20 protein-coding genes are annotated in these 19,420 nt (G+C 51.7%); 13 read left to right on the plus strand and 7 right to left on the minus strand.

All coding sequences use genetic code 11. The features are described 5' to 3' along the window. The first annotated feature begins 236 nt into the window (after positions 1 to 236). Both EDM60_RS16425 and EDM60_RS16430 read left to right on the plus strand, forming a co-directional pair. Entirely contained in the window at positions 237 to 833 is a 597-nt protein-coding gene (locus tag EDM60_RS16425; RefSeq protein WP_122964946.1) for a hypothetical protein, read from the plus strand. 113 nt (positions 834 to 946) lie between these two features. After that, complete coding sequence (locus tag EDM60_RS16430) at positions 947 to 1,309, plus strand: DUF4912 domain-containing protein (RefSeq protein WP_063229721.1); 363 nt, start codon at positions 947 to 949, stop codon at positions 1,307 to 1,309. A 148-nt stretch (positions 1,310 to 1,457) separates the two neighbouring features. Here the strand turns inward: EDM60_RS16430 and EDM60_RS16435 are convergent, their stop codons facing one another. Further along, the gene (locus EDM60_RS16435; protein ID WP_122964947.1) at positions 1,458 to 2,096 is read right to left on the minus strand and encodes a glycoside hydrolase family 73 protein; all 639 of its coding nucleotides are present in this window, start codon (positions 2,094 to 2,096) and stop codon (positions 1,458 to 1,460) included. A gap of 166 nt (positions 2,097 to 2,262) precedes the next feature. Continuing rightward, positions 2,263 to 2,691: a DUF1885 family protein gene (locus EDM60_RS16440; protein ID WP_122964948.1), complete on the minus strand. Its 429-nt coding sequence runs from the start codon at positions 2,689 to 2,691 to the stop codon at positions 2,263 to 2,265. A 178-nt stretch (positions 2,692 to 2,869) separates the two neighbouring features. Here EDM60_RS16440 and EDM60_RS16445 point away from each other — a divergent pair, with 178 nt between their 5' ends. The 5 genes from EDM60_RS16445 to EDM60_RS16465 all read left to right on the plus strand — a co-directional run bounded on the left by EDM60_RS16445 (position 2,870) and on the right by EDM60_RS16465 (position 7,245). Further along, positions 2,870 to 3,394, plus strand: a complete 525-nt coding sequence (locus EDM60_RS16445) for a MarR family winged helix-turn-helix transcriptional regulator (protein ID WP_122964949.1) — start codon at positions 2,870 to 2,872, stop codon at positions 3,392 to 3,394. Between the two features lie 105 nt (positions 3,395 to 3,499). After that, positions 3,500 to 3,799 (plus strand): DUF3055 domain-containing protein, encoded by a 300-nt coding sequence (locus EDM60_RS16450; RefSeq protein WP_063229717.1) that lies wholly within the window; start codon positions 3,500 to 3,502, stop codon positions 3,797 to 3,799. Between the two features lie 137 nt (positions 3,800 to 3,936). Continuing rightward, positions 3,937 to 4,746, plus strand: coding sequence for an alpha/beta hydrolase (locus tag EDM60_RS16455; protein ID WP_122964950.1), 810 nt, complete (start codon positions 3,937 to 3,939; stop codon positions 4,744 to 4,746). Positions 4,747 to 4,874: 128 nt separating this feature from the next. Further along, entirely contained in the window at positions 4,875 to 5,000 is a 126-nt protein-coding gene (locus EDM60_RS16460) for a GapA-binding peptide SR1P (protein ID WP_083955739.1), read from the plus strand. Positions 5,001 to 5,109: 109 nt separating this feature from the next. Next, positions 5,110 to 7,245, plus strand: a complete 2,136-nt coding sequence (locus tag EDM60_RS16465) for a TolB-like translocation protein (RefSeq protein WP_122964951.1) — start codon at positions 5,110 to 5,112, stop codon at positions 7,243 to 7,245. Between the two features lie 174 nt (positions 7,246 to 7,419). Here EDM60_RS16465 and EDM60_RS16470 read toward each other — a convergent pair whose 3' ends face one another. Both EDM60_RS16470 and EDM60_RS16475 read right to left on the minus strand, forming a co-directional pair. Beyond that, entirely contained in the window at positions 7,420 to 9,474 is a 2,055-nt protein-coding gene (locus tag EDM60_RS16470; protein ID WP_122965467.1) for a dihydroorotate dehydrogenase, read from the minus strand. A gap of 129 nt (positions 9,475 to 9,603) precedes the next feature. After that, positions 9,604 to 11,076 (minus strand): aminotransferase class I/II-fold pyridoxal phosphate-dependent enzyme, encoded by a 1,473-nt coding sequence (locus EDM60_RS16475; RefSeq protein ID WP_122964952.1) that lies wholly within the window; start codon positions 11,074 to 11,076, stop codon positions 9,604 to 9,606. Between the two features lie 164 nt (positions 11,077 to 11,240). Here EDM60_RS16475 and EDM60_RS16480 point away from each other — a divergent pair, with 164 nt between their 5' ends. Further along, positions 11,241 to 12,206 carry an NAD(P)H-dependent flavin oxidoreductase gene (locus EDM60_RS16480; RefSeq protein ID WP_122965468.1) on the plus strand — a complete coding sequence of 322 codons (966 nt, stop codon included), beginning with the start codon at positions 11,241 to 11,243 and terminating at the stop codon, positions 12,204 to 12,206. 154 nt (positions 12,207 to 12,360) lie between these two features. On the opposite strand, the gene EDM60_RS16485 is transcribed toward EDM60_RS16480, so the two are convergent. Continuing rightward, complete coding sequence (locus EDM60_RS16485) at positions 12,361 to 12,987, minus strand: YktB family protein (protein WP_063229713.1); 627 nt, start codon at positions 12,985 to 12,987, stop codon at positions 12,361 to 12,363. Positions 12,988 to 13,212: 225 nt separating this feature from the next. On the opposite strand from EDM60_RS16485, the gene EDM60_RS16490 reads away from it, so the two are divergent. From EDM60_RS16490 to speD, 4 genes are all read left to right on the plus strand, one after another. Continuing rightward, on the plus strand, positions 13,213 to 13,812 hold the full coding sequence (locus EDM60_RS16490) for a hypothetical protein (RefSeq protein WP_122964953.1): 600 nt from the start codon (positions 13,213 to 13,215) through the stop codon (positions 13,810 to 13,812). Between the two features lie 223 nt (positions 13,813 to 14,035). Beyond that, positions 14,036 to 14,542: a DUF4446 family protein gene (locus EDM60_RS16495; RefSeq protein ID WP_122965469.1), complete on the plus strand. Its 507-nt coding sequence runs from the start codon at positions 14,036 to 14,038 to the stop codon at positions 14,540 to 14,542. Between the two features lie 347 nt (positions 14,543 to 14,889). Then, entirely contained in the window at positions 14,890 to 15,486 is a 597-nt protein-coding gene (locus EDM60_RS16500) for a hypothetical protein (RefSeq protein WP_063229710.1), read from the plus strand. Between the two features lie 237 nt (positions 15,487 to 15,723). Beyond that, positions 15,724 to 16,128 carry an adenosylmethionine decarboxylase gene (gene speD / locus EDM60_RS16505; RefSeq protein WP_063229709.1) on the plus strand — a complete coding sequence of 135 codons (405 nt, stop codon included), beginning with the start codon at positions 15,724 to 15,726 and terminating at the stop codon, positions 16,126 to 16,128. A 69-nt stretch (positions 16,129 to 16,197) separates the two neighbouring features. On the opposite strand, the gene EDM60_RS16510 is transcribed toward speD, so the two are convergent. Continuing rightward, positions 16,198 to 16,806, minus strand: a complete 609-nt coding sequence (locus EDM60_RS16510) for a YhcN/YlaJ family sporulation lipoprotein (RefSeq protein WP_122964954.1) — start codon at positions 16,804 to 16,806, stop codon at positions 16,198 to 16,200. Between the two features lie 136 nt (positions 16,807 to 16,942). On the opposite strand from EDM60_RS16510, the gene typA reads away from it, so the two are divergent. Further along, complete coding sequence (gene typA, locus EDM60_RS16515) at positions 16,943 to 18,784, plus strand: translational GTPase TypA (protein ID WP_122964955.1); 1,842 nt, start codon at positions 16,943 to 16,945, stop codon at positions 18,782 to 18,784. A 66-nt stretch (positions 18,785 to 18,850) separates the two neighbouring features. On the opposite strand, the gene EDM60_RS16520 is transcribed toward typA, so the two are convergent. Beyond that, a complete protein-coding gene (locus tag EDM60_RS16520) occupies positions 18,851 to 19,324 on the minus strand; it encodes a glutathione peroxidase (RefSeq protein WP_122964957.1) in 474 nt (157 codons plus the stop codon). Positions 19,325 to 19,420: the final 96 nt, after the last annotated feature.

Raw genomic sequence — 19,420 nt, forward strand, 5'->3', positions numbered from 1 at the left:
ATACCAATAGTGTGCGGACGGCCATACGCCCGCATTGTCAAGAGTCCGGAGTGGTTATTCACAAAATGGTGAACAAGTCTTTCTTCCTGTGCGGCCGTTGCTTGTGGATTCTGTGGATATTGTTGAAAAAACTTGTCTTTGCACCACAACTATTTGCCGTTTTTCACGTATAAACTAGAGAGAAGAAATTCCGGAAGAACAAGCGCTGCCGCGCACACATACAGGAGGATTATGACATGAAAAAAGCATGGTTATCGGCCTTGTTGGCGCTGACTGTAGCGGGAGTCGGGACTACCGCTGCTTTGGGAGAAGGTGCGTTGCGCGTATTTGTCGGCTCAGAAACGATTGCGAGTGACATGCCGGCTTCCAAAGCTGATTCGGTTGAATCGTTGGTCAATAAGCTTGGCGGATTCGTCGATTACGATCAGAAAACAGGAAAGCTGCAAGTAGTCAAGCCCAATGTAAACATCATTGTCCTGGAAGGGATTCAGCAGACACGCAACAAAACAATCGTGTTCAGCAACCCGATCAAAGGCTACAGTGACAAAAATGTTCCGCGCACCTTCAACGTCTTTGTCGAAGTGGACGAAGCTCCCGTCGCCAAAGACTTGCGTATACAACTGGTTCTGATCGGACCGGATGGCAAAGAAGTAAGCAGAGGAAAAGAGCTGAAGTATTCGACGCAAAACGCGAACAGCTTCTATTTCGCCGAGCCGTTTGTTTCGACCAAGCTGGAGGACTACGGCAATTACAAGGTGCAAGTCCAAATGAAGTCGGAGAAGTTCCCTACGTATGTCGTAGTAGGCGAAAACACTTTTACGGTAGGGCGATAAATTAAATGGCTTGGAAACGTTCCCACTTGGCTTGGTCACATGGTATAATAGACTGAATAAACCAATATACATGTTGAAAGCAAGTACATGAAAGAAAGGAACGATGGGAGCAGATGGAGACAAATCCCCCGCGATCGTCCACGGATGTAGAAGGCCCGAGTATACACATTGCCTGGAAAGATGAGCATTCGATTCAGGCAGAGTGGAGTATGACGAAGGAGTTCGAGCAGGAAGTGGAGAAGAAATTTGCGATACCTTTTGCCGAACTGCCGTTTGTCCTGCGCCTTTTTGACGTGACTGAGCGCAAAGAGATCCGTAACGATGGCACAGACCTTTACACTGATTTTGATATTAATCACCGCTCTTCCGAATGGATTTTGTACGGAGTCACGCAAGGATTGGAATATTGCGTCGATCTCGGCATTCGGATGGTGGATGGAAGGTTCTATTCGCTGTCAAGATCTCAAATGATTTGATCAACGTGCTCGTTTGATTTGGCTGTTTGGATGTGTGATCCAAGGCAGCCGCATAGGAAGTAGTACCCGTTTTCTTATAAGGAAAAAGCCCCGCTGGCCCACGTTTTCGTGTGGCTGGAACGGGGCTTTTATTTTTGCGGCGGATGGCTTATGGCACTTGGCGCTGTTTGTCCAGCAGACGAAGCGCGATAGCGAAGACCGCCCAGGCAGGCAGCGGCTCATCCAGCTTGCCGAGCCATTCCGGCGACGTAATCAAACCTTCGCGCAATGCCCGTTTGCCGAGATCGAGCTTCCAGGGGGGATAAGGGGATGGCTCTTCAGGCGTAAATTGATCGTAGGCGCTCAAATTGTAATTTTGAATCAGCCGAATCAGCTTGTCGGCGTACTGCGGATCAGTGGCATACCCGGCTTTTGACAGCGCCTGGGCAGCTTCCTGCGGCGTCTGGGCCATCAGCACTTTTTTGTATGCGGGCTTGAGCAGAAACTGGGCGTGATCGTCGATGGATTGTTGATAGTTGTAGTAAGCTTTGAACTCGGATGGGTGGGACACGGTTTCCCCGTTTACGACTTCCTTGCTGACGGTGGTGACCGATCCGGCGGGGCCTGTGCCTTTGATGCCAAACAAATTGTAGGAGGAGCGGCCTGTCGTCGAATCAACAGGCACTTTTTGCCCCCAGCCTGATTCCAAAATGGCTTGCGCAATCGTGATGGAAGGGAAAATGTGATAATTCAAGTAAGACTGCCTGGCGGAGCCTGCCACCAGCTCGATAAATGCTTGCGGCTCCATACGCTTTTCACCTCTTTCGTCGTCGCTGACCTCTGGCGGTGGGTACTGGCAAATTCGGCTATCTGTACCCATGTTATGCCGGGCGCAGCGAAAAAAGCTCCGCGAGGAAAGCAGCGCACGCATGCAAACGTAAAAAAACAGCAGGTCAGAGCCTGCTGCTTCATGGTTACGGTTTGCGAGGTTGAAAATATTGGACGCGTTTGTTGAACAAATGCAGCTCCGCCTTGTAGTCGCGGGCCAAGTAACGACAGTATTCGTTGGCTTTGTTCATGTCTCCGTTCGTGGCAGCTTCCGGGAGCGAAATCTGGATGTAATGCTTCTCGGTGCCATCTTCGTTGGCGCTGCCAACTCCGACCACGATCGATTTGTACATGCTCGGGTCTTTTCCCTTGAGGAGGAACCACGATTCCTTGCCTTCCGGACGTTCTTCTATGGTGTATGGAAACGCTGCCTCTTGATAGGACCAGCCGAGTTGCTGCCCTGTTTTAGCGGTCATGTCCATATATCGCGTAAACTTGGCTTTCACGTCTTCAATAGTTGCAGATTGGGCGGTAGAGCCATTCACAAAATAGATGTAGGCCGATTGAAGTTTCACGATTGCACCCTCCTAGTACCGGGAATATCTGCGTTTAGTGTAGCATTGCTTCCACTCTTTGGCAATGAGACAGTTGCGAAACGAAAACAATTGCGTGTCTTTTCTGAAAAGTGTAAAATATAAATACTATTTATATAGTCGATAAGTGAACGATAAAGGATCATGGAGGAGTAAGCCCATGCAGGAGGCCTCGATTAGACACGTATTTGAAGCATTGAACACGATGCGCGCCATTGATGTGGTAAACAAGGAAGACTGGGAGCGGGCGGCGAAGGAAGCCGAATTGGATTCCTCCGTGCAGTTAAACATTCTCTGGATCATTTACTGTTATGAAGGAGTGCGTGTCACCCAAATTGCCGATTGGACTTTCTGGCACCCGTCTTCGATCGTCATTCACATCAAAAAGTTGATGGAGAAAGGGATGGTGACGATTGAAAAGTCTGAGCTGGACGGACGGGTCGTCCATGTGTACCCAACCCAGCGAGGCAAAGAAGTTTTGGAAGAAAGCAGAAGAAATGTCCCATCAATTTTCAGATTGACGTATGCCCTGGAGAAAATGGAGGAACGATACAGTACAGCAGTAGTCGAATTGTTCTTCGAATGTCTCTCCTTTGTCGCCCAATCGCTGCACGGAGCGGAGAAGGTGAGATGGATTCAGGAGGGCGAAGATCGCGTGATGAATCCTACTCATCTGATTAGTTAAGGAGCAGAGGGTGGCAAAAAAGCCGATTTTCGTGTATACTGTTAAATACTCCGAATATTTTTGAAATATTTCCGGAGTGAAAACCAAGATGAGGAGGGATTGCTGATGGAGCACTACGAACACTTATACGACGTTTCTGAGAACGCGAATGTCCGTTTTCTCGGATTTGTTTCTGAGGGAACCAGACACGACTTTGGGATTGTATTTACACACAAGTTTTATGGAAAGCCGTTGGTGGTCTGTATGCAAACGGGGCAATCAACCCTTCTCTGTTCAGAGGATGCGGTAAAGCCGGGATATTTGCAAAAAGTTTTCCGACTGGACTCGGAAAGCGAAGCCCAGGCGCTCGCTGAATTTTTCCAACAGTACCTACCGACCATTTCATTTGAAGAGAATCAGTACTAGCAGGCGGGCAGAAGTTTATCTTCTGCCCGTCTTTTTTGCTAGAGCGCCGTGGCTGTCTCGAAAGCAAGCGGAGTGCCCTGTTTACGAAGGCGGGTGACCCGGCTTACAATCGGGATAAGGAACAGGAGGCCAGATCGATGAACGTACATAAATGGGCGGCCAGCGAGCCGAGAGGAGCAATCGTGCTGGTGCATGGAACAGGAGAACACCACGGGCGGTATGAGCATGTCGCCGCTTTTTTGAATCAGCAAGGCTGGGATGTGTATGCAGGAGATTTGCCAGGCTGGGGGCGTTCGCCGGGAATCAGGGGGCATATCGACTCGTTTGACGATTATTTGCAAAGGGTGCGGGAGTGGACGGCGTTTGCCCTGCAAGACAGCGCCGGAAAGCGTCCCGTCTTTTTGCTCGGGCACAGCCTGGGCGGATTAATTGCGACTCGCTTCGTGCAGGAAGAGAAGCTCGCTCGTGAGCTGACGGGACTGATCCTGACTTCTCCGTGCCTTGCGCTGAAGCTGGCGGTTCCGGCGTGGAAGGCGCGGGTGGCGAGTCTGCTCGACCGCGTTTGGCCGACGCTTGCCATCGCCAACGGGATCAGCCCTGACATGGTTTCGCGGGATGTGGCGGTTCAGGCTGCTTACAAAAGCGATCCACTCAACTATCCAAAGGTCAGTGTACGGTGGTTTCAGGAATTGCACAAAGCGATGAACATGGCTTTTGCGCAAAGTGGACAGCTTGCGGTGCCTGTGCTGGTGCTCCAGGCAGGTGACGACTCTCTCGTCGATGCCGATGCTGTCGAGCGCTTCGCCGAAGGCATACAGGGAAACAAAACGTTTCGGCGTTTGCCAGGCTTGCGCCACGAGGTGCTGAACGAGCCGGAGCGCGAGGATGTACTCCGGCAAATCGGCAACTGGCTGGATGAAATCGCCAAAACCAATGTGACATACTAATTAAATTCAAATTGTGTGCAATTACCGTATTGACTCCTAATGGTGTGGCATATTAAGATGAGAGTACGTTGAATCGAAGGATATGTGTTATCACATTTCATGAGGAATCCAATGCGGAGGGGACACAGATGGGAACTATCGTATGTCAGACTTGCGGGACCATCATCGAGCATTTTGAGAGCAACTCAGTGAAAACGCTTTATGCGGCTTGCAACTGCGAGTGCCGACCTGATCAGAGACAGGAAAAAGAATAGGATAAAACGCGCAGGCCACTCAGTTCGGGGCCTGTTTTTTTTGACAACCTTTTCATATTGAAGGATAATGGGGAAGTGTGATAATCGTTGCAAAAGGAGGAATTGTTTCATGAAACGAAAGCCCATGCAAGGACTGATGGCCGCAGCGCTACTGGTCAGCTCCTTGTGGACCGGGACGCCAGCGTTCGCTAACAGTGTCGGAGAGGAAATCAAAATAGACGCTAGTCAACCTGAAATTTCTGAGGATGGTTTCGACATTTCCAAAGATTATGCCGTATGGAAAGTGGAAGGCGAGAAAACACTCACCCTGTACAACCTCAGCAAACAGACAGAATTGAAAATCGGTGATAAAAAGTCCGACAAAACAAGCCCGAGAGTGGACGGGAAATACGTCGTCTGGATCGACTCTCGCAACGGAGGCTCCGATGTATACCTGTACGATATCGCCAAAGACGAAGAGATCCGTTTGACAAAAGACTCTTCGGTAAGCGGTCTGGAAATCACAGGAAAGCAAGTCGCCTGGGCAGACAAGAGCGATGAAGGTACAGACATTTATTTGTACAACATCTCGACAGGTGATACGACACGCGTGTCCACAAGCGGGAAAGCCGAGTCTCCAACCGTGGGCGACAGCTATGTAGCTTGGGCAGACAAGAGAGAAGGCAACTACGACATCTACTACTACGACATCGAGCGCGGAGTAGAAAAAGCGGCAGTCTCCGGAAAAGGCGATCAGATCGAGCCAAGCATTTACAACGACAAGATCGTGTACGAGAACAGTACGAGCCAACAAATTTACCAATATTCGATCAGCGGCGGTAAAAACAAACAGCTTACAGATAGTTCGGACAGCAAGGGATTCGTACATATTTTCAAAGACAGAGTCGTCTATCTGGAAGATGACGATTTGGTTTACCACCAATTAAACAAAACGTTTGGCAAAGAAATCGTCAGCAACATTTTTGACGAGGTCGGTCCTCGCCTTTACGAAGACTACGTGCTGTATGCCAAGAAGGACAACAACAAAAAACTGCGCTTGAGTCTGTACGACCTGGACGAACAAGAAGTCATTCCGCTCGGGACCACTTCCGGCAAGCCGATTCAACCAGACGCTTCCGACCGTTATGTCGTGTACGTGGCAGAAGCCAAAAAGGGCAATGCTGTCATTCTGTATGATACAGAAAAAGGTACAAGCAAAACGATCAGCAGCGAGGACTCCGATCCGGAAAGAGCCGTTGTAAGTGGGCGCTACGTCGTCTGGTATGACCAGAAGGAAGATGCGCTGGTTGCCTACGATATTCGCAAAGGGACAACCAAACAGATTACGGACGAAGATGAAGATCAGGAGCCGAGCGACAAGCTGTACGAAGTCGATGGCGACAACCTTTTCTGGGTGAACATCAATCGCCGGGCTGATCTGATGATTACCGATTTGGCGACAGAAAAAACGACGGAGATCGAGAGCTTGAAGAGTGAGCCGCTCTCCATCGATATTTACGGAAACTACGCTGCCTGGGTGGCAGAGACTGGCAAGAAAACGGCGAGCGTTTATTTGTACGAAATCGATGAACAAGACACGACAGAAATCCGCAAAAATGTTAACGTGCAATCGGCGCAAATCGGTGACGATTTTGTCGTTTGGAGCGAAACAAGCGACAAGTCCAAGACTGGCTGGGATTTGTACCGCTACAACATGGATCGCCAACGGACCGATTTGCTGATGCGTTTCAACGATCGCGATCAAAAAAATCCGCAAGCTTCCCGCAATATGGTGTTGTTTGAAGACAACCGCCTGACGAAGAAAGACAATGATTTCTACTATGAGCTGTATGATGCAGAAGACGGTTCGTTCAGCGACGTCGAATGGAACGAAAAAGCGGAAATGTCCAGTGCGCGAATCGGCGGCAACCGCGTTGTTTGGATCGATGAGCGCGATGGAGATCCGGTTGTGTACACGATGGCATTTGCGAAACCGCAAGACAGCGATGAGGAAGAGGAGCCAGGGGAAGAAAAGCCGGAGCCTGGTGAAGTAAAAGAGTTCAAGTATGTCGACTTGCTCAATAACAACACTTTGGGCAAACTGCTCAAAGAAGTCGGCTACAACAATTTTGTGTATGTGTTCTTTGAAGGAACGGACGAGGAAGTTACCATGACCATGCGCGAGGTCGTAAACGACAAGAGACGTTTTGACAATTACATGAAGCAAAGCGACGTGGACGAAGTCGTGGTGCGCGTCACCTACTAGAATGAATGCGCAAGCAAAAAGCAGACAGTGGACATTTTCCAGCTGTCTGCTTTTTTGCGTGCAAACCGTTTTTCACTGCGCGAGCGCTTCTTTGCACAGATAAGAATTGATCAGATGCTTATCTAGTATAAGTGCAACCAAGACTGCGCCAAAGGCTTGGCGCAGCCAGGTTTTCTAAGCAGGGGGAGTTGCTGGAATTTGGCATAAATACGGCTTTGTCAGCAGTAATCCGGCCAGAAACAAAAGGACGGCCACATAAGCGGGGAACAAATGCCAGAAGTCGACGTAGCCGACGGCAAAGTGAATCCCGATGCCCGCAGCGAACCCCGGTATGCCAGCGAGGAACAGCGTCCACCACACCCACGCTTCCCCGCGGCGGAAGCCCCACAAGCTGATCAAGAGGACAGCGAGACCGTCCGATACAAGCGCACCGCCAAAACCTGCCCTGTCGTGAGCGATCAGCGGAATCAGCTTTTCGTTAAAGGCGTTCAGCATTTCTGCGGATACGCAAAGAAAGACCAAGTCGGATGGAACGAAGACGCCAGTAATCCCGATCAGGGAAATGATCAGTCCAGCTCCCGTCAGGCTAAAGCCGATGATGACAAAAAGCAGCTGCCCCCACAAAGCCATTTTCCACGTCCGGTCGTTATGTACGTCTGGCGGAAGGGCAGGCATATGTCTGTTGGCTCGCGTACGCAGAGCAAGCAAGAACAGCGGGAGCAAAAGCAGCGCCAGAATCGCGTGCATGTAGTCAAAATAGCCGTAGCCAATAAACAGGAAAAAGCTGGAGAATCCGACCGCTCCGGAAGCGAGCAGCACGGCGCGCGTCCAATGAATGTCGTTGCGCAAGCCGTGATACGATAGCTGCGCATACATGATGCCGATCGAGATCATCGTTCCCGCCAGGCTGATCCGGTCGTGAGCCATAAACGAAAGCAGCTGCGGGCTGATCAAAGCAAGTTGTTCCGCGCTCATTTGCAAAAAACGTTCGTCGTACGGGAGGATGACGCTGGCAACGGCAACCAGCCACGCCAGTGCGCCGCCGATGATCATCCCGATGCCCAAAAGCAGCCCGCAAAGCCAGGAAGGAAGCCACAAGGCGGATCGTTCCTGTGGCTTTTTCGTAGTCGTGGTCGTTTCAGACACTGCCGCTGCTTCCTTGTCCATGTCCGGGAGCGGGCAGTCCAGCGAAGCGCATGCGCCGAAACGGGATTGCAAAATCGCTTCGTTGATTCGCTTCGGCAGACCAGGACCGGAGTAGACCAAGCCGCTGTGCAACTGGACAAAGTCAGCGCCAGCGTCAAAAAAAGCAAGAGCGTCTGCCGGTTCTAGGATGCCGCCAGAGCCGATCAAAAGGCATTCAGGCCAGGCCGCTCTGGTGCGGGAAACAGCTTGGAGAGAAGCTGCGTGTGACGGCTCGCCTGTGACGTATGCAGCAGTATGCACGTTTTCCGCATCCCGCTCCCGCTGCTGTACGCCTACGCCTCTGACGCCCCCGCATACGATCACGCCGTTCAGCCCTGCTTGCCGGGCCAGGCGGAGCAGACGAAGCCACTGGTTTTCCTCCAGGTCAGGCGGGATCGCCAGCAGGACGGGCAGCTCGGTAGCTTGCCGCAAACAGGCCAGATGATGCTGCCACTCGGCGTCACTCCACGGGTTGTCTCCTTCCATGGCGCGGCAGTCCAACGAAAAAAAGGCGCAGTACGGCTGCAAGCGGGCCATCAGCTGTTCTCTCTCCGCTGTCGCTTCCTCTAATGTTGCCCCCGGACGAAACCCCAATCTGGCTCCGAGCGGGATCGCTGACGGCGTGGAAGTGGATTGGCGCAAACGGCTTTCTACGGCTTCGATTCCCGGATTTTCAAGCGGTGTCCTGTACGTAATGGCGGAAGCACCCACGTTCCGAGCTGTCTGCCCGGAATCGGCAAGCGGCGCAAGCGTAACTGGCCCCAGCTCGATGTAGCCAAAACCGAAGCGTGACAATGCTCTAAGCGCTGTTCCAGCCGGGTCTAGACCAGCTCCCAGGCCAACCGGAGCAGGGAAGGTCAGTGCGCCGACTGTTTTGGATAAAGTTGCAGGCGGATGCATATGGCCCATCAGCTCGATGATGGCCGAGCCGCCAGGCAGCTTTGCCAGCGTGCCGATGGCGGTGAGGGTCAGACTTCTGGCGTGTTCGGCTGGCAGCAGAAAAAGCAAGGGCCGAAACAACGTTTGATAGGACCAGTCTGGCAAAAGGATCAACACCTTCCTGATTTTTCCCATTTCTATCTTATCTCAAAAGGTTCAGGCGATACATGCCCAAAAAAGCAAAAAGCCGTTGTCTCCGCAGAGGCAACGGCTTGGGATGCAAGTTCGGCGAGCTTATCCCGAAATGGCGGTTTGGCGTTTGATGACTTTGATCGTTTTCAGCGATTCGTCTTCCGGGCCTTGTACAGGAAGTCCGACGCGAATGTTTTCCTGGATGTAGGCGATGTTTTCTTCGGTGATGACTTCTCCCGGCAAGAAAATCGGAATGCCTGGCGGGTAGACCATGATAAACTCGGTAGTTACGCGGCCTGCCGCTTCCACCAGCGGAATGGTTTCGGTTTCGGCATAGAACGCATCGCGTGGTGTCGTGGACAGCACCGGGATGTTCGGCAGAGAGATCGTTGGCTTTTCTTCTGCCTGCACGTGGGAAAACTCCACTGACAACTCACGCAGAGCGTTGACCAGCGATTGAACGGAGTCTTCCGTATCCCCGGCGGTAACAAAACAGAGCACGTTGTACAAGTCGCTCATTTCCACTTCGATGTTGTACTTGTCGCGCAGCCAGTTTTCCACTTCCCAGCCCGTAATGCCAAGATCGCGGACGTGAATCAACAGCTTGGTCGGGTCCATGGCGTAGGTGGCAGGCTTCCCGAGAATTTCTTTGCCGACACAGTAGATGCGCGGAATCTCATTGATCATGTCGCGCGCTTTGTTCGCCAGCTGCATGGCCTGGTCAGCCAGCATTTTGCCGTTGAGCGCCAAGTGCTGACGGGCCATATCGAGCGAGGCCAGAAAAATGTACGAGGTAGACGTCGTCGTGAGCATGCTTAGCACTGTCTTGACGCGGTCGACATCGACCAATCCTTCGCGGACGTTGAGAATGGACGTTTGCGTAAGCGATCCGCCCAGCTTGTGAACGCTCGTTGCCGCCATGTCAGCCCCGGCTTGCATCGCTGAAATCGGCAACTCAGAGTGGAAGTGGATATGCACGCCGTGTGCTTCATCCACCAACACCGGAATTTCGTAGTTGTGGGCCGTGCGCACGATTTCGCGCAAGTCTCCGGCAATCCCGAAATAAGTAGGGTTGATGACCAGCAGGGCAGCCGCGTCAGGGTGGGCTTCCAGCGCTTTTTGCACGGCTTTCACTGTAATCCCGTGGGAAATCCCCAAACGCTCGTCCATCGCTGGATGAATGAAAATCGGTACCGCTCCGGCAAAAATAATCGCCGACATGACGGATTTATGCACGTTTCTCGGCACAATAATTTTGTCTCCAGGGCTGCACGTCGCCATAATCATCGCCATAATCGCGCCGCTCGTCCCTTGAACAGAGAAAAATGTATGGTCAGCGCCGAACGCTTCGGCAGCCAGTTCTTGCGCTTCTTTAATCATTGCTTTCGGATGGTGCAAGTCATCCAGCGGGGCAATGTTGATGAGGTCTATCGAGAGAGCGTTCTCCCCGATGAACTCGCGAAATGCCGGATGCATGCCCATACCTTTCTTATGGCCCGGAATGTGAAATTGAATCGGGTTCCGGTTGGCGTGCTCCAACAACCCGCTGAACAAAGGAGTTTTCATTTGTCTCACTACGATCGCCTCGCTTTACGAATCAAGAATAAAGGGGATAAAACAAACAAATTGAGTATAGCAAAATAGGGGGGGAAAGCAAGCGAATTTTTATTCATATTCGCGTGTGGCAGCAGGAGTTTCCTCTGGTAGCCGAGAAGCATAACAAAAATGGGGGGATGGGGATGAAAACAAGAGTAACGGAACTGCTGAAAATCGACCATCCGGTAGTTCAGGGCGGATTGGCCTATCTAGCATACGCAGAATTGGCAGCAGCTGTGTCAAATGCGGGAGGATTGGGACAGGTCACCGCGATGTCGCTGCCCTCGGCAGAAGCGCTGCGCGAAGAAATTCGCAAGGTGCGGCAGTTGACGGACAAACCTTTTGGCGTCAACTTCGCGATTGGCCAATACAACCGCCCTTATGAGGAGGCGCTGGAGGTTGCCATCGAGGAGGGCGTAGCAGCCATCTCCGTGACGGGAGGCAATCCCGAACCTCTTTTGCGCAGGCTGGACGGTCATCCGATCAAAAAGCTCGTGCTGGTCGCTTCCGTGCGGCAAGCGCAAAAAGCGGAAGCGATGGGGGCAGACGCGGTCATGGCGGTCGGACAGGAAGGCGGCGGCCACCTTGGACGCGATGATATCGGTACGTTCGTGCTGATTCCGCGCGTCGTGGACTCTGTAAACATTCCGGTGCTGGCAAGCGGCGGAATCGGTGACGGTCGCGGGCTTCTCGCTGCGCTCGCTCTCGGTGCCGAAGGGGTGGAGATGGGAACACGCTTCATCGCCACACAGGAATGCGTGCATGCCCATGAGGCGTACAAGCAGGCTCTATTGAACGGAACCGAGCAAGATACCGCCGTCATCAAAAGGACGCTGGGAGCCCCGGCGAGGGTCGTGCGCACGCCAGGATCGGACCGCATTTTGCAAATGGAAAAAGCAGGAGCCGGCTATGAAGAGCTGAAAAGCTTCATCAGCGGCGAAAATAACCGCACCTTTATTTACGAAGGCGACTGTGACAACGGCTTTGGCTGGGCTGGTCAAGTCATCGGCCTGATCGACGACATCCCGACCGTGCAGCAGCTGTTCGAGCGGATGCTGCAAGAGGTGGAAGGCGGGCTTGGGCGATTGAACAGTTTTCAGGGCAGATAGGCAGATAGATAGGCGAGCCTATTTTAGGATGCCCGTTATTGTGCCGTCAGGGTGTGCCAAAAACAAAAGAACAGGCAAGCGCTTTTCAAAAGAAAGCGGACCTGTTCTTTTGCATATACCTTAACCAAATGCCAGGGAGGCGATAGATGAAAGGTTAACGACCGATTGTATACAGCTTGCCGAGGACGGTAAACGTGTTTTCGAGGCGTTCCAGCAAGGCTTCCGGATCGGCGAGCACGGGATCATGGCGATCAATCGTAATGCCGCAGAGCAGCTCCGCCTTTTTTACTTGAGCCAGCCTGTCCACCAGCTTTTTCACGCCGTCTCGGCCCAGTTCTGCCTGAGAATGGCTCGTTGGCTCCGTGTGGTCAGGCGACCAGTGGAACGTATCCGGCACGAGCGTCATGACCTCGTCGAGTTTGGACTGGAGCGACTGGCTGATCTCGGTTTTCGCCGGCGCTTCGTAAATCACGGCATACCAGACAAACAGGTGAGTCTGCCATAGCCCGATTTGAAAGTGGGGATGCTTTTTGTACCCGCGTTTGTCATTGGCCCAGGCAACCCACGTATCTTTTGGCGGGTTGACGGTACGGCGAGCGTGCTTGGCTACATGAAAAAACATCTCGTCCCCGGTTTTAAGCGACAAGACAGGCGCGAAATGATGGCCAAGCGCTTCAAGCTTGGGACGAACAATCGTTTTGATGGCGTCCATTCGCTGGTCGAGTCCATCAATGGCAAAAACGTCAAAGTCTTCCTGGTGAAAGCCGGAAAAAGCAGTCATGAAACAAACACCTCAATTTATCCATGATCGATCGCCATGCAAAAGAAAAGGGCGAACGTCCTTGTCAAGGGAGCTTGGAAACCTCCATATGATATCATACCACGCAGGAAAAAAATACTTGCCGGGATATGAATAGCAAAACCGAAGCGTGAATAATATGATATACCACTCACTCCCTTACAGCGAAAGTGAAATCTGAGTATTCTGTCAACGGGAGGGGCCTGGATGAATCTCGGCATGGAGTTGGAGTATTACAATCTCGCGGTTTGGTTTGATCGCAAAACATTGCACGCGATGGTGCAGGCCCTGGTGGAAGCGGGGGTGAGCGTCACGTGGAAGGAATCTCCCGAGCAGTTTCACCTCCTCGTGAATACCACAGACGGCCTTTCCGACTGGAAAATGCAGCGATTAAACGGGTCTTACAAGCTGCAAGTGGCAGGTGTTCCGGTGCATGACTCCCGCGTGGCGCTGGTGCTATACCGCTTCGTGGAGCAAGCCAAGGGGCACGCCATCATCAAGGTCACGTTTGAAGACTGCATCTTGGTGAAGCACGTCCAGTACGGCGAAGTCGTCAGAATAGTGGAAATTAAAGGAGCTGAGAAAACAATGATCTACGAAAAATTTTGCAACGTGACGATGGACCAGGTGATTGCTGCTTTGAAACGACGCGACTCAGAAGAACGGATTCCTGTCTTGCGCCTGGAGCTTGATTACGAATTGGCGACGTTGTTTGATGCGATACAGGCAGAAGATCAGACGCAAATTGGCAAATCCATGGAAATACTAAAACAGCTTCGTCGGGAAATGCTGCTGCTGGAAGCGTAGGTAGACTGGAGGATAACCATAGGACGATGAGTTTGACACATAGGCGTGCGAATTAAAAAAAGCGACATCTCACAATGGAGAGTGTCGCTTTTTTTGGTTGCGCAAATTTTAGTAATTCTTGTTTTGCCCAAGACTTTGTTTGAACGCCAGGCAATGCGGAGGTACAATAGAGGAGGTTTTGACTGCTTATACGCACGCACGTATCAGAAAGGAAGAAAATGTTTTGGAACCATTCCTATCCCAGACTTCCAATGTAGCGATTTTGCTCTTGGCGGTCATCGCGCTGACCCTGATTTTGCTGCTCGTCATCATCCTGCAATCCGTTCGCATCAACCGGATGCGCAAATCGATCAACAGGCTGATGACAGGTACCGGAGGAGCCAACCTGGAGGAAGGACTGCACAGATTGCTTGATCAGGTGGATGAAGTGAAAAAGCTGCAAAGTGATCAGCAGTTTACGATTAATCGCCTGTCGCAGCGCATTGCAGCCCAATGTGGCAAAGTAGCGATTATTCGCTACAACGCTTTTGGAGATGTCGGAAGCGATCTCAGCTTTTCCATGGCGATTTTGGACGATGCCCAAAACGGCGTGGTGATCACCAGTATTTTCGGCCGGGAAGAATCGCGCGTGTATGCCAAGCCGATTGAAGCGGGCGCATCCACTTACCATTTGTCCGAAGAAGAACAGGCCGCAATCAAAAAGGCGATGACTGCCAATCCTGGATTGTAACTCCTAGCGAATTCTTTTGAAACCGCAAGCATATGAATGATTCAGGGAGATCCTTTCGTCTCCCTGCGCTATATTGCAGATATTCGTTATTTTTGCGCAAATTCATCTGCTTTTTCATCAAGACTTTTGAGGGCGCCTGTTGTATAATAAAGGTGTCAAGGATGGCTTTTTTTCGGAAAAACAAAAAGTAGGTGATCCGCCTTCATTACCCAAATCGATTTTCGATTCGCGGGGCAAGGCCAGGTTCTACAGCGTTCCTTCGTTGACACTTAGCGTATCTCCTCTACATTTGGACACAGTTTGGTCGTAATCGGCCCACGGAAACCAAAAGAATTGAGGAGATATTTATGGCACAGCGTTTAGCAACCAACTACGCCAAGGCCTATTTTACGGTGAATGAAGAGGAGCTGAACCAATTCGTCTCGCTCTTCACCAATGAACACATTTCAGTCGATGTCAAAGTATGCGACAACGGCGACCGCGACGTGATTCTGACTGACCATAACGGCGAAATTCAACTGAGTTTTTGCCGTGCGGGCAACCGCTATTCCTGCGATAGCTCCTATCTCATTCGGGACAGACAGCTGGCAAACGCGATGCGAAAAGCGATGAAAACGTTTCGGGGCTACGGAATCGTCCACAGAATTTACGAAGGCTTCACCATGGTCTACCATTACGACCAAGGTTCTGTTGTAAGCATTCAGGAATTGTCTGGGGATGAGGAGACGTCCATCTTTGAAAATACCTCTCTGAACGCGGCGAGCGAGCTGGAGTCGTTGTTCCAGCAAGAAGGCAGCGAAAGAGAGATCGAGTCCTTGCGTCAGGAGACGGACCGCTGGCTGGATTTGCGAAATTGGGCAAAGGGAGCTGCGCCTGAGAAGCTTCCAGCAATCGATGCACGCTTAGTGTCATTGTCGCAGCGGCTGTTTGAATTAGAAGTGTAGGAACGTTCGACGAAAACGGGTGCCAGATGGTGCCCGTTTTTTTCTTGGACTTTTTCTTGAAAAGGGTATTGTCAAAGTAGGCAAATACATGGTATTGTTGTTTTCGTTGGAAACAGGATTAGGAACCAGGATTCACTTCAAAGGGTGGATAACAAGAGGGAAACCGCCCCCGTTAGTGAATGACGCAGGTCCTAGCGATGTTTAACATTACACTCGTTAGGAAGGGGGAACCGAAAGATGGAATACTCGACTTTCGGAAGACACGTTGCTGTTGACACATGGGGAGTTCAGTTTGACTTGTTGAACGACGCAGAATTTTTGAAAAAGGAAATGATTGAAGCTGCTGAGGCATGCGGAGCTACGGTGCTTAGCGTGCAAGCAAAGCAGTTTTCTCCTCAGGGTGCTACCGTACTGGTTCTTCTCTCGGAAAGCCACCTGTCCATTCATACTTATCCTGAGCGCGGTTTTGCTGCTCTGGATTGCTACACTTGTGGCGAGACAGTCGATCCGCAAGTTGCTATCGACTACTTGGTATCCGTGCTGAAGCCGGAGAAAACCTACGCGAAGAAACTCGTTCGCGGAATTGGTGAACTGCAAGTGATTGAGCCAGAAATCAAAGTGGCTGAAGTTGTGAGCAAGTAACAAACGGAAGAGTATTCAAGAGGTGCGGAACCACATTCCGCACCTCTTTTACGTGAGTGAGCGACATCATTACGGCTGTTTGACGGTCGCGCCCATATCGTGCAGGAGTCTGGTGAACTCCGTCGAGGTGTTCATCACTTTTTGTCCGGCCGTACCGCCTTCGTGCAAAAGATCGTTGGTGCGATTGGTGGCTTCCTGGTAAATTTGCGCATTGATCGCGCGTACCCGATCAAATACGGATGGCTCGGATGATACTTGCAGCTGCAAGGCAGGGGAAACTGCGCGGCAAGCCGAGTGCACCTGTTGCTCAATCACTTCTGCCTGGGGCTGGGCGAGGTTGTCGCGCACTTTGACGCCTATGACGGCGTCGTTGCCGCTGACGACCACTGTGGCCCGATCTACGCCGGGAACGTCGTCTGCCGCTTTCGTCAGCTGTTCAGCGAGGTTTTGATTGAAGCCGTTTGAGGTGTAGCCTTTCAGGTAGTTTTGCGCGTTGATTCCTTGTGTATAAGCGTTATGATCGTGCGCGATGCTGGATCGCGTCAGCGGTGTCTTTGAATACGAGCTGCTTTGCGTCTGCGCTCCTGTGTCGGGACCTGCTTTGGAAGTTGCGCACCCGACCAGCGCTGCTGCAATCAAACATAAGCCTGCTAAATAGCTCGGCCCTTTTTTCCTCATGGCAGACCACCTCCTGTCTATAGTATGGCGCTTGTGGCACATGCTAATCAGGAAGTGCTTTCCGTCAAAAAATGCCCATTGTGCCGGGTTTCACGACCTGTTAATATGGAAGGTATGCATAACAGAGGAGGTTCACATGAAGCGTCTTGACATACGCAACATCGCGATTATTGCCCACGTTGACCACGGGAAAACTACTTTGGTTGACAAGCTTTTGATTCAATCGGGCACATTCCGCAGCAATCAGCAGGTAGAGGAGAGAATGATGGACTCCAACGACCTGGAGCGGGAGCGCGGGATTACGATCCTGGCGAAAACGACATCCGTGAAATACAATGAGTTCACCATCAACATTTTGGATACCCCGGGCCACGCCGACTTCGGTGGCGAGGTAGAGCGGATCATGAGCATGGTGGACGGCGTTCTTTTGATTGTTGACGCATTTGAAGGCTGTATGCCACAAACGCGTTTCGTATTGAAAAAAGCGCTCGAAGCAAAAGTTACCCCAATCGTTGTCGTGAACAAGGTAGACCGCGACAATGCACGCCCTCAAGAAGTCATCAACGAAGTGTACGACCTGTTTATCGATCTGGACGCGACGGAAGATCAGCTGGAATTTCCGATCGTTTACGCTTCCGGTCTGCAAGGTATCGCAGGCATGAAGCCAGATAAGCTGGAAGGCGACCTTCGTCCACTCTTCGACACCATTGTTGAGCATATGCCTGCACCTGATGCCGACGAAGCGGCTCCACTCCAAATGCAAGTAACCATGCTGGATTACAACGACTTTTTGGGTCGTATCGGGATCGGCCGCATTTACCGCGGAACGATGAACGTAAATGAAATGGTATCTGTTACCACACGCGAAGGCGAAGTGAAAAAAGCGCGGATTCAAAAGCTGTTTGGCTTCTCCGGCTTGCAGCGCGTGGAACAAAAAACAGCAAGAGCGGGCGATATCGTTGCGATCGCAGGGATTGACGATATCAACGTCGGGGAAACGGTGTGCCATGCAGACCATCCAGACGCATTGCCATTGCTGAAAATTGACGAGCCAACGCTGCAAATGACTTTCCTGGTGAACAACAGCCCGTTTGCAGGTCGCGAAGGCAAGCACGTAACATCCCGCAAGCTGCGTGATCGCCTGATGGCGGAATTGGAGACAGATGTATCTCTTCGTGTCGAGGAAACAGATTCTCCAGATGCTTTCATCGTATCTGGGCGCGGCGAATTGCATCTGTCCATCCTGGTCGAAAACATGCGTCGCGAAGGCTTCGAGCTGGGCGTATCCAAGCCGGAAGTTATCGTGCGTATGGTCGATGGACAAAAAATGGAGCCGGCAGAGTTTCTCGTGATCGACGTACCGGAAGAGTACACCGGGCCAGTCATGGAGACGCTTGGCCAACGCAAGGCTGAGATGGTCAACATGATCAACAACGGCTTCGGTCAAGTTCGCCTGGAATTTATCATTCCATCCCGCGGTTTGATCGGCTACCGGACAGAGTTCTTGACGATTACTCGCGGCTACGGCATCCTCAACCACTCCTTCGACAGCTATCGTCCGCTGGTGCAAGGCGCGGTAGGTGGACGCCATGCCGGGGTGCTCATTTCCCATGAGACAGGCACAGCGACCACGTACGGACTGATGTCTGTAGAGGATCGCGGAATCATGTTCATCCAGCCTGGTACGGAAGTATACGAAGGCATGATCGTGGGCGAGCACAACCGCGACAATGACCTGACTGTGAACGTCTGCAAGGAAAAGCATGCGACAAACGTGCGTTCCGCAACGAAAGACGAGACGGTAAAAATGAAGACGCCACGTCTGCTGACGCTCGAAGAAGCTTTGGAATACTTGAATGACGACGAGCTGTGCGAGGTAACTCCGCATTCCGTTCGCCTGCGCAAAAAGTATCTGAACAAATCGGATCGTGAGCGCTATGAAAAACAAAGACGCTGGGAAGCACAACCGCAAGCCTAAGCGTGAATAACAAGAAAGCCGCTTTGCCCTGACCGGGACGAAGCGGCTTTTTTGACTTTGGTTGATCTACAAAAGACTTTCGATGTCGGCTGCAAGCTCTTCCGGTTGCACGCGGGCGCCGATGCGCTTGGCCACCTGTCCGTCCTTGTCGACGAGAAATTTTGCGAAGTTCCATTCGATATCTTCGCTTTCGCCTTCCGGTGCGTGTGCTTTCAGGTGCTGGTACAAAGGATGGGTGCCAGGGCCATTGACCTCGAGCTTGGCGAACAGAGGGAAGGTCACGCCGTAGTGACTTTCGCAAAAGGAAGCGATCTCTGCTTCGCTGCCTGGTTCTTGACCCGCAAACTGGTTGCAAGGAAAGCCGAGCACGGCAAAGCCTTTGTCCTTGTATTTTGTGTACAGTTCCTGAAGTCCTTTGTACTGCGGAGTCAAACCGCACTGGCTGGCTGTGTTGACGATCAGAAGCACTTGTCCTTTGTAAGCGGCAAGCGTCGTCTCTTCTCCGGAAATCGTTTGGACGGCAATATCGTACAAGCTCATTGGATTCCCACCTTTTTGGCATACTTGACTTGTCCATCATAGCATGTTCGCCCAAAAATAGGCAGTAACTGGCGCGTGCCAAAGTGTGTGCCGATC

It is taken from the genome of Brevibacillus parabrevis (assembly GCF_003710905.1).
Taxonomy (GTDB): Bacteria; Bacillota; Bacilli; order Brevibacillales; family Brevibacillaceae; genus Brevibacillus; species Brevibacillus parabrevis.

Excerpts from the sequence above, each read along its gene's own strand:
- EDM60_RS16425 (WP_122964946.1), top strand. The coding sequence starts at position 237 with ATGAAAAAAGCATGGTTATCGGCCTTGTTGGCGCTGACTGTAGCGGGA.
- EDM60_RS16430 (WP_063229721.1), top strand. The coding sequence starts at position 947 with ATGGAGACAAATCCCCCGCGATCGTCCACGGATGTAGAAGGCCCGAGT.
- EDM60_RS16435 (WP_122964947.1), bottom strand. The coding sequence starts at position 2,096 with ATGGAGCCGCAAGCATTTATCGAGCTGGTGGCAGGCTCCGCCAGGCAG.
- EDM60_RS16445 (WP_122964949.1), top strand. The coding sequence starts at position 2,870 with ATGCAGGAGGCCTCGATTAGACACGTATTTGAAGCATTGAACACGATG.
- EDM60_RS16450 (WP_063229717.1), top strand. The coding sequence starts at position 3,500 with ATGGAGCACTACGAACACTTATACGACGTTTCTGAGAACGCGAATGTC.
- EDM60_RS16455 (WP_122964950.1), top strand. The coding sequence starts at position 3,937 with ATGAACGTACATAAATGGGCGGCCAGCGAGCCGAGAGGAGCAATCGTG.
- EDM60_RS16460 (WP_083955739.1), top strand. The coding sequence starts at position 4,875 with ATGGGAACTATCGTATGTCAGACTTGCGGGACCATCATCGAGCATTTT.
- EDM60_RS16465 (WP_122964951.1), top strand. The coding sequence starts at position 5,110 with ATGAAACGAAAGCCCATGCAAGGACTGATGGCCGCAGCGCTACTGGTC.
- EDM60_RS16480 (WP_122965468.1), top strand. The coding sequence starts at position 11,241 with ATGAAAACAAGAGTAACGGAACTGCTGAAAATCGACCATCCGGTAGTT.
- EDM60_RS16485 (WP_063229713.1), bottom strand. The coding sequence starts at position 12,987 with ATGACTGCTTTTTCCGGCTTTCACCAGGAAGACTTTGACGTTTTTGCC.
- EDM60_RS16490 (WP_122964953.1), top strand. The coding sequence starts at position 13,213 with ATGAATCTCGGCATGGAGTTGGAGTATTACAATCTCGCGGTTTGGTTT.
- EDM60_RS16500 (WP_063229710.1), top strand. The coding sequence starts at position 14,890 with ATGGCACAGCGTTTAGCAACCAACTACGCCAAGGCCTATTTTACGGTG.
- speD (WP_063229709.1), top strand. The coding sequence starts at position 15,724 with ATGGAATACTCGACTTTCGGAAGACACGTTGCTGTTGACACATGGGGA.
- EDM60_RS16510 (WP_122964954.1), bottom strand. The coding sequence starts at position 16,806 with ATGAGGAAAAAAGGGCCGAGCTATTTAGCAGGCTTATGTTTGATTGCA.
- typA (WP_122964955.1), top strand. The coding sequence starts at position 16,943 with ATGAAGCGTCTTGACATACGCAACATCGCGATTATTGCCCACGTTGAC.
- EDM60_RS16520 (WP_122964957.1), bottom strand. The coding sequence starts at position 19,324 with ATGAGCTTGTACGATATTGCCGTCCAAACGATTTCCGGAGAAGAGACG.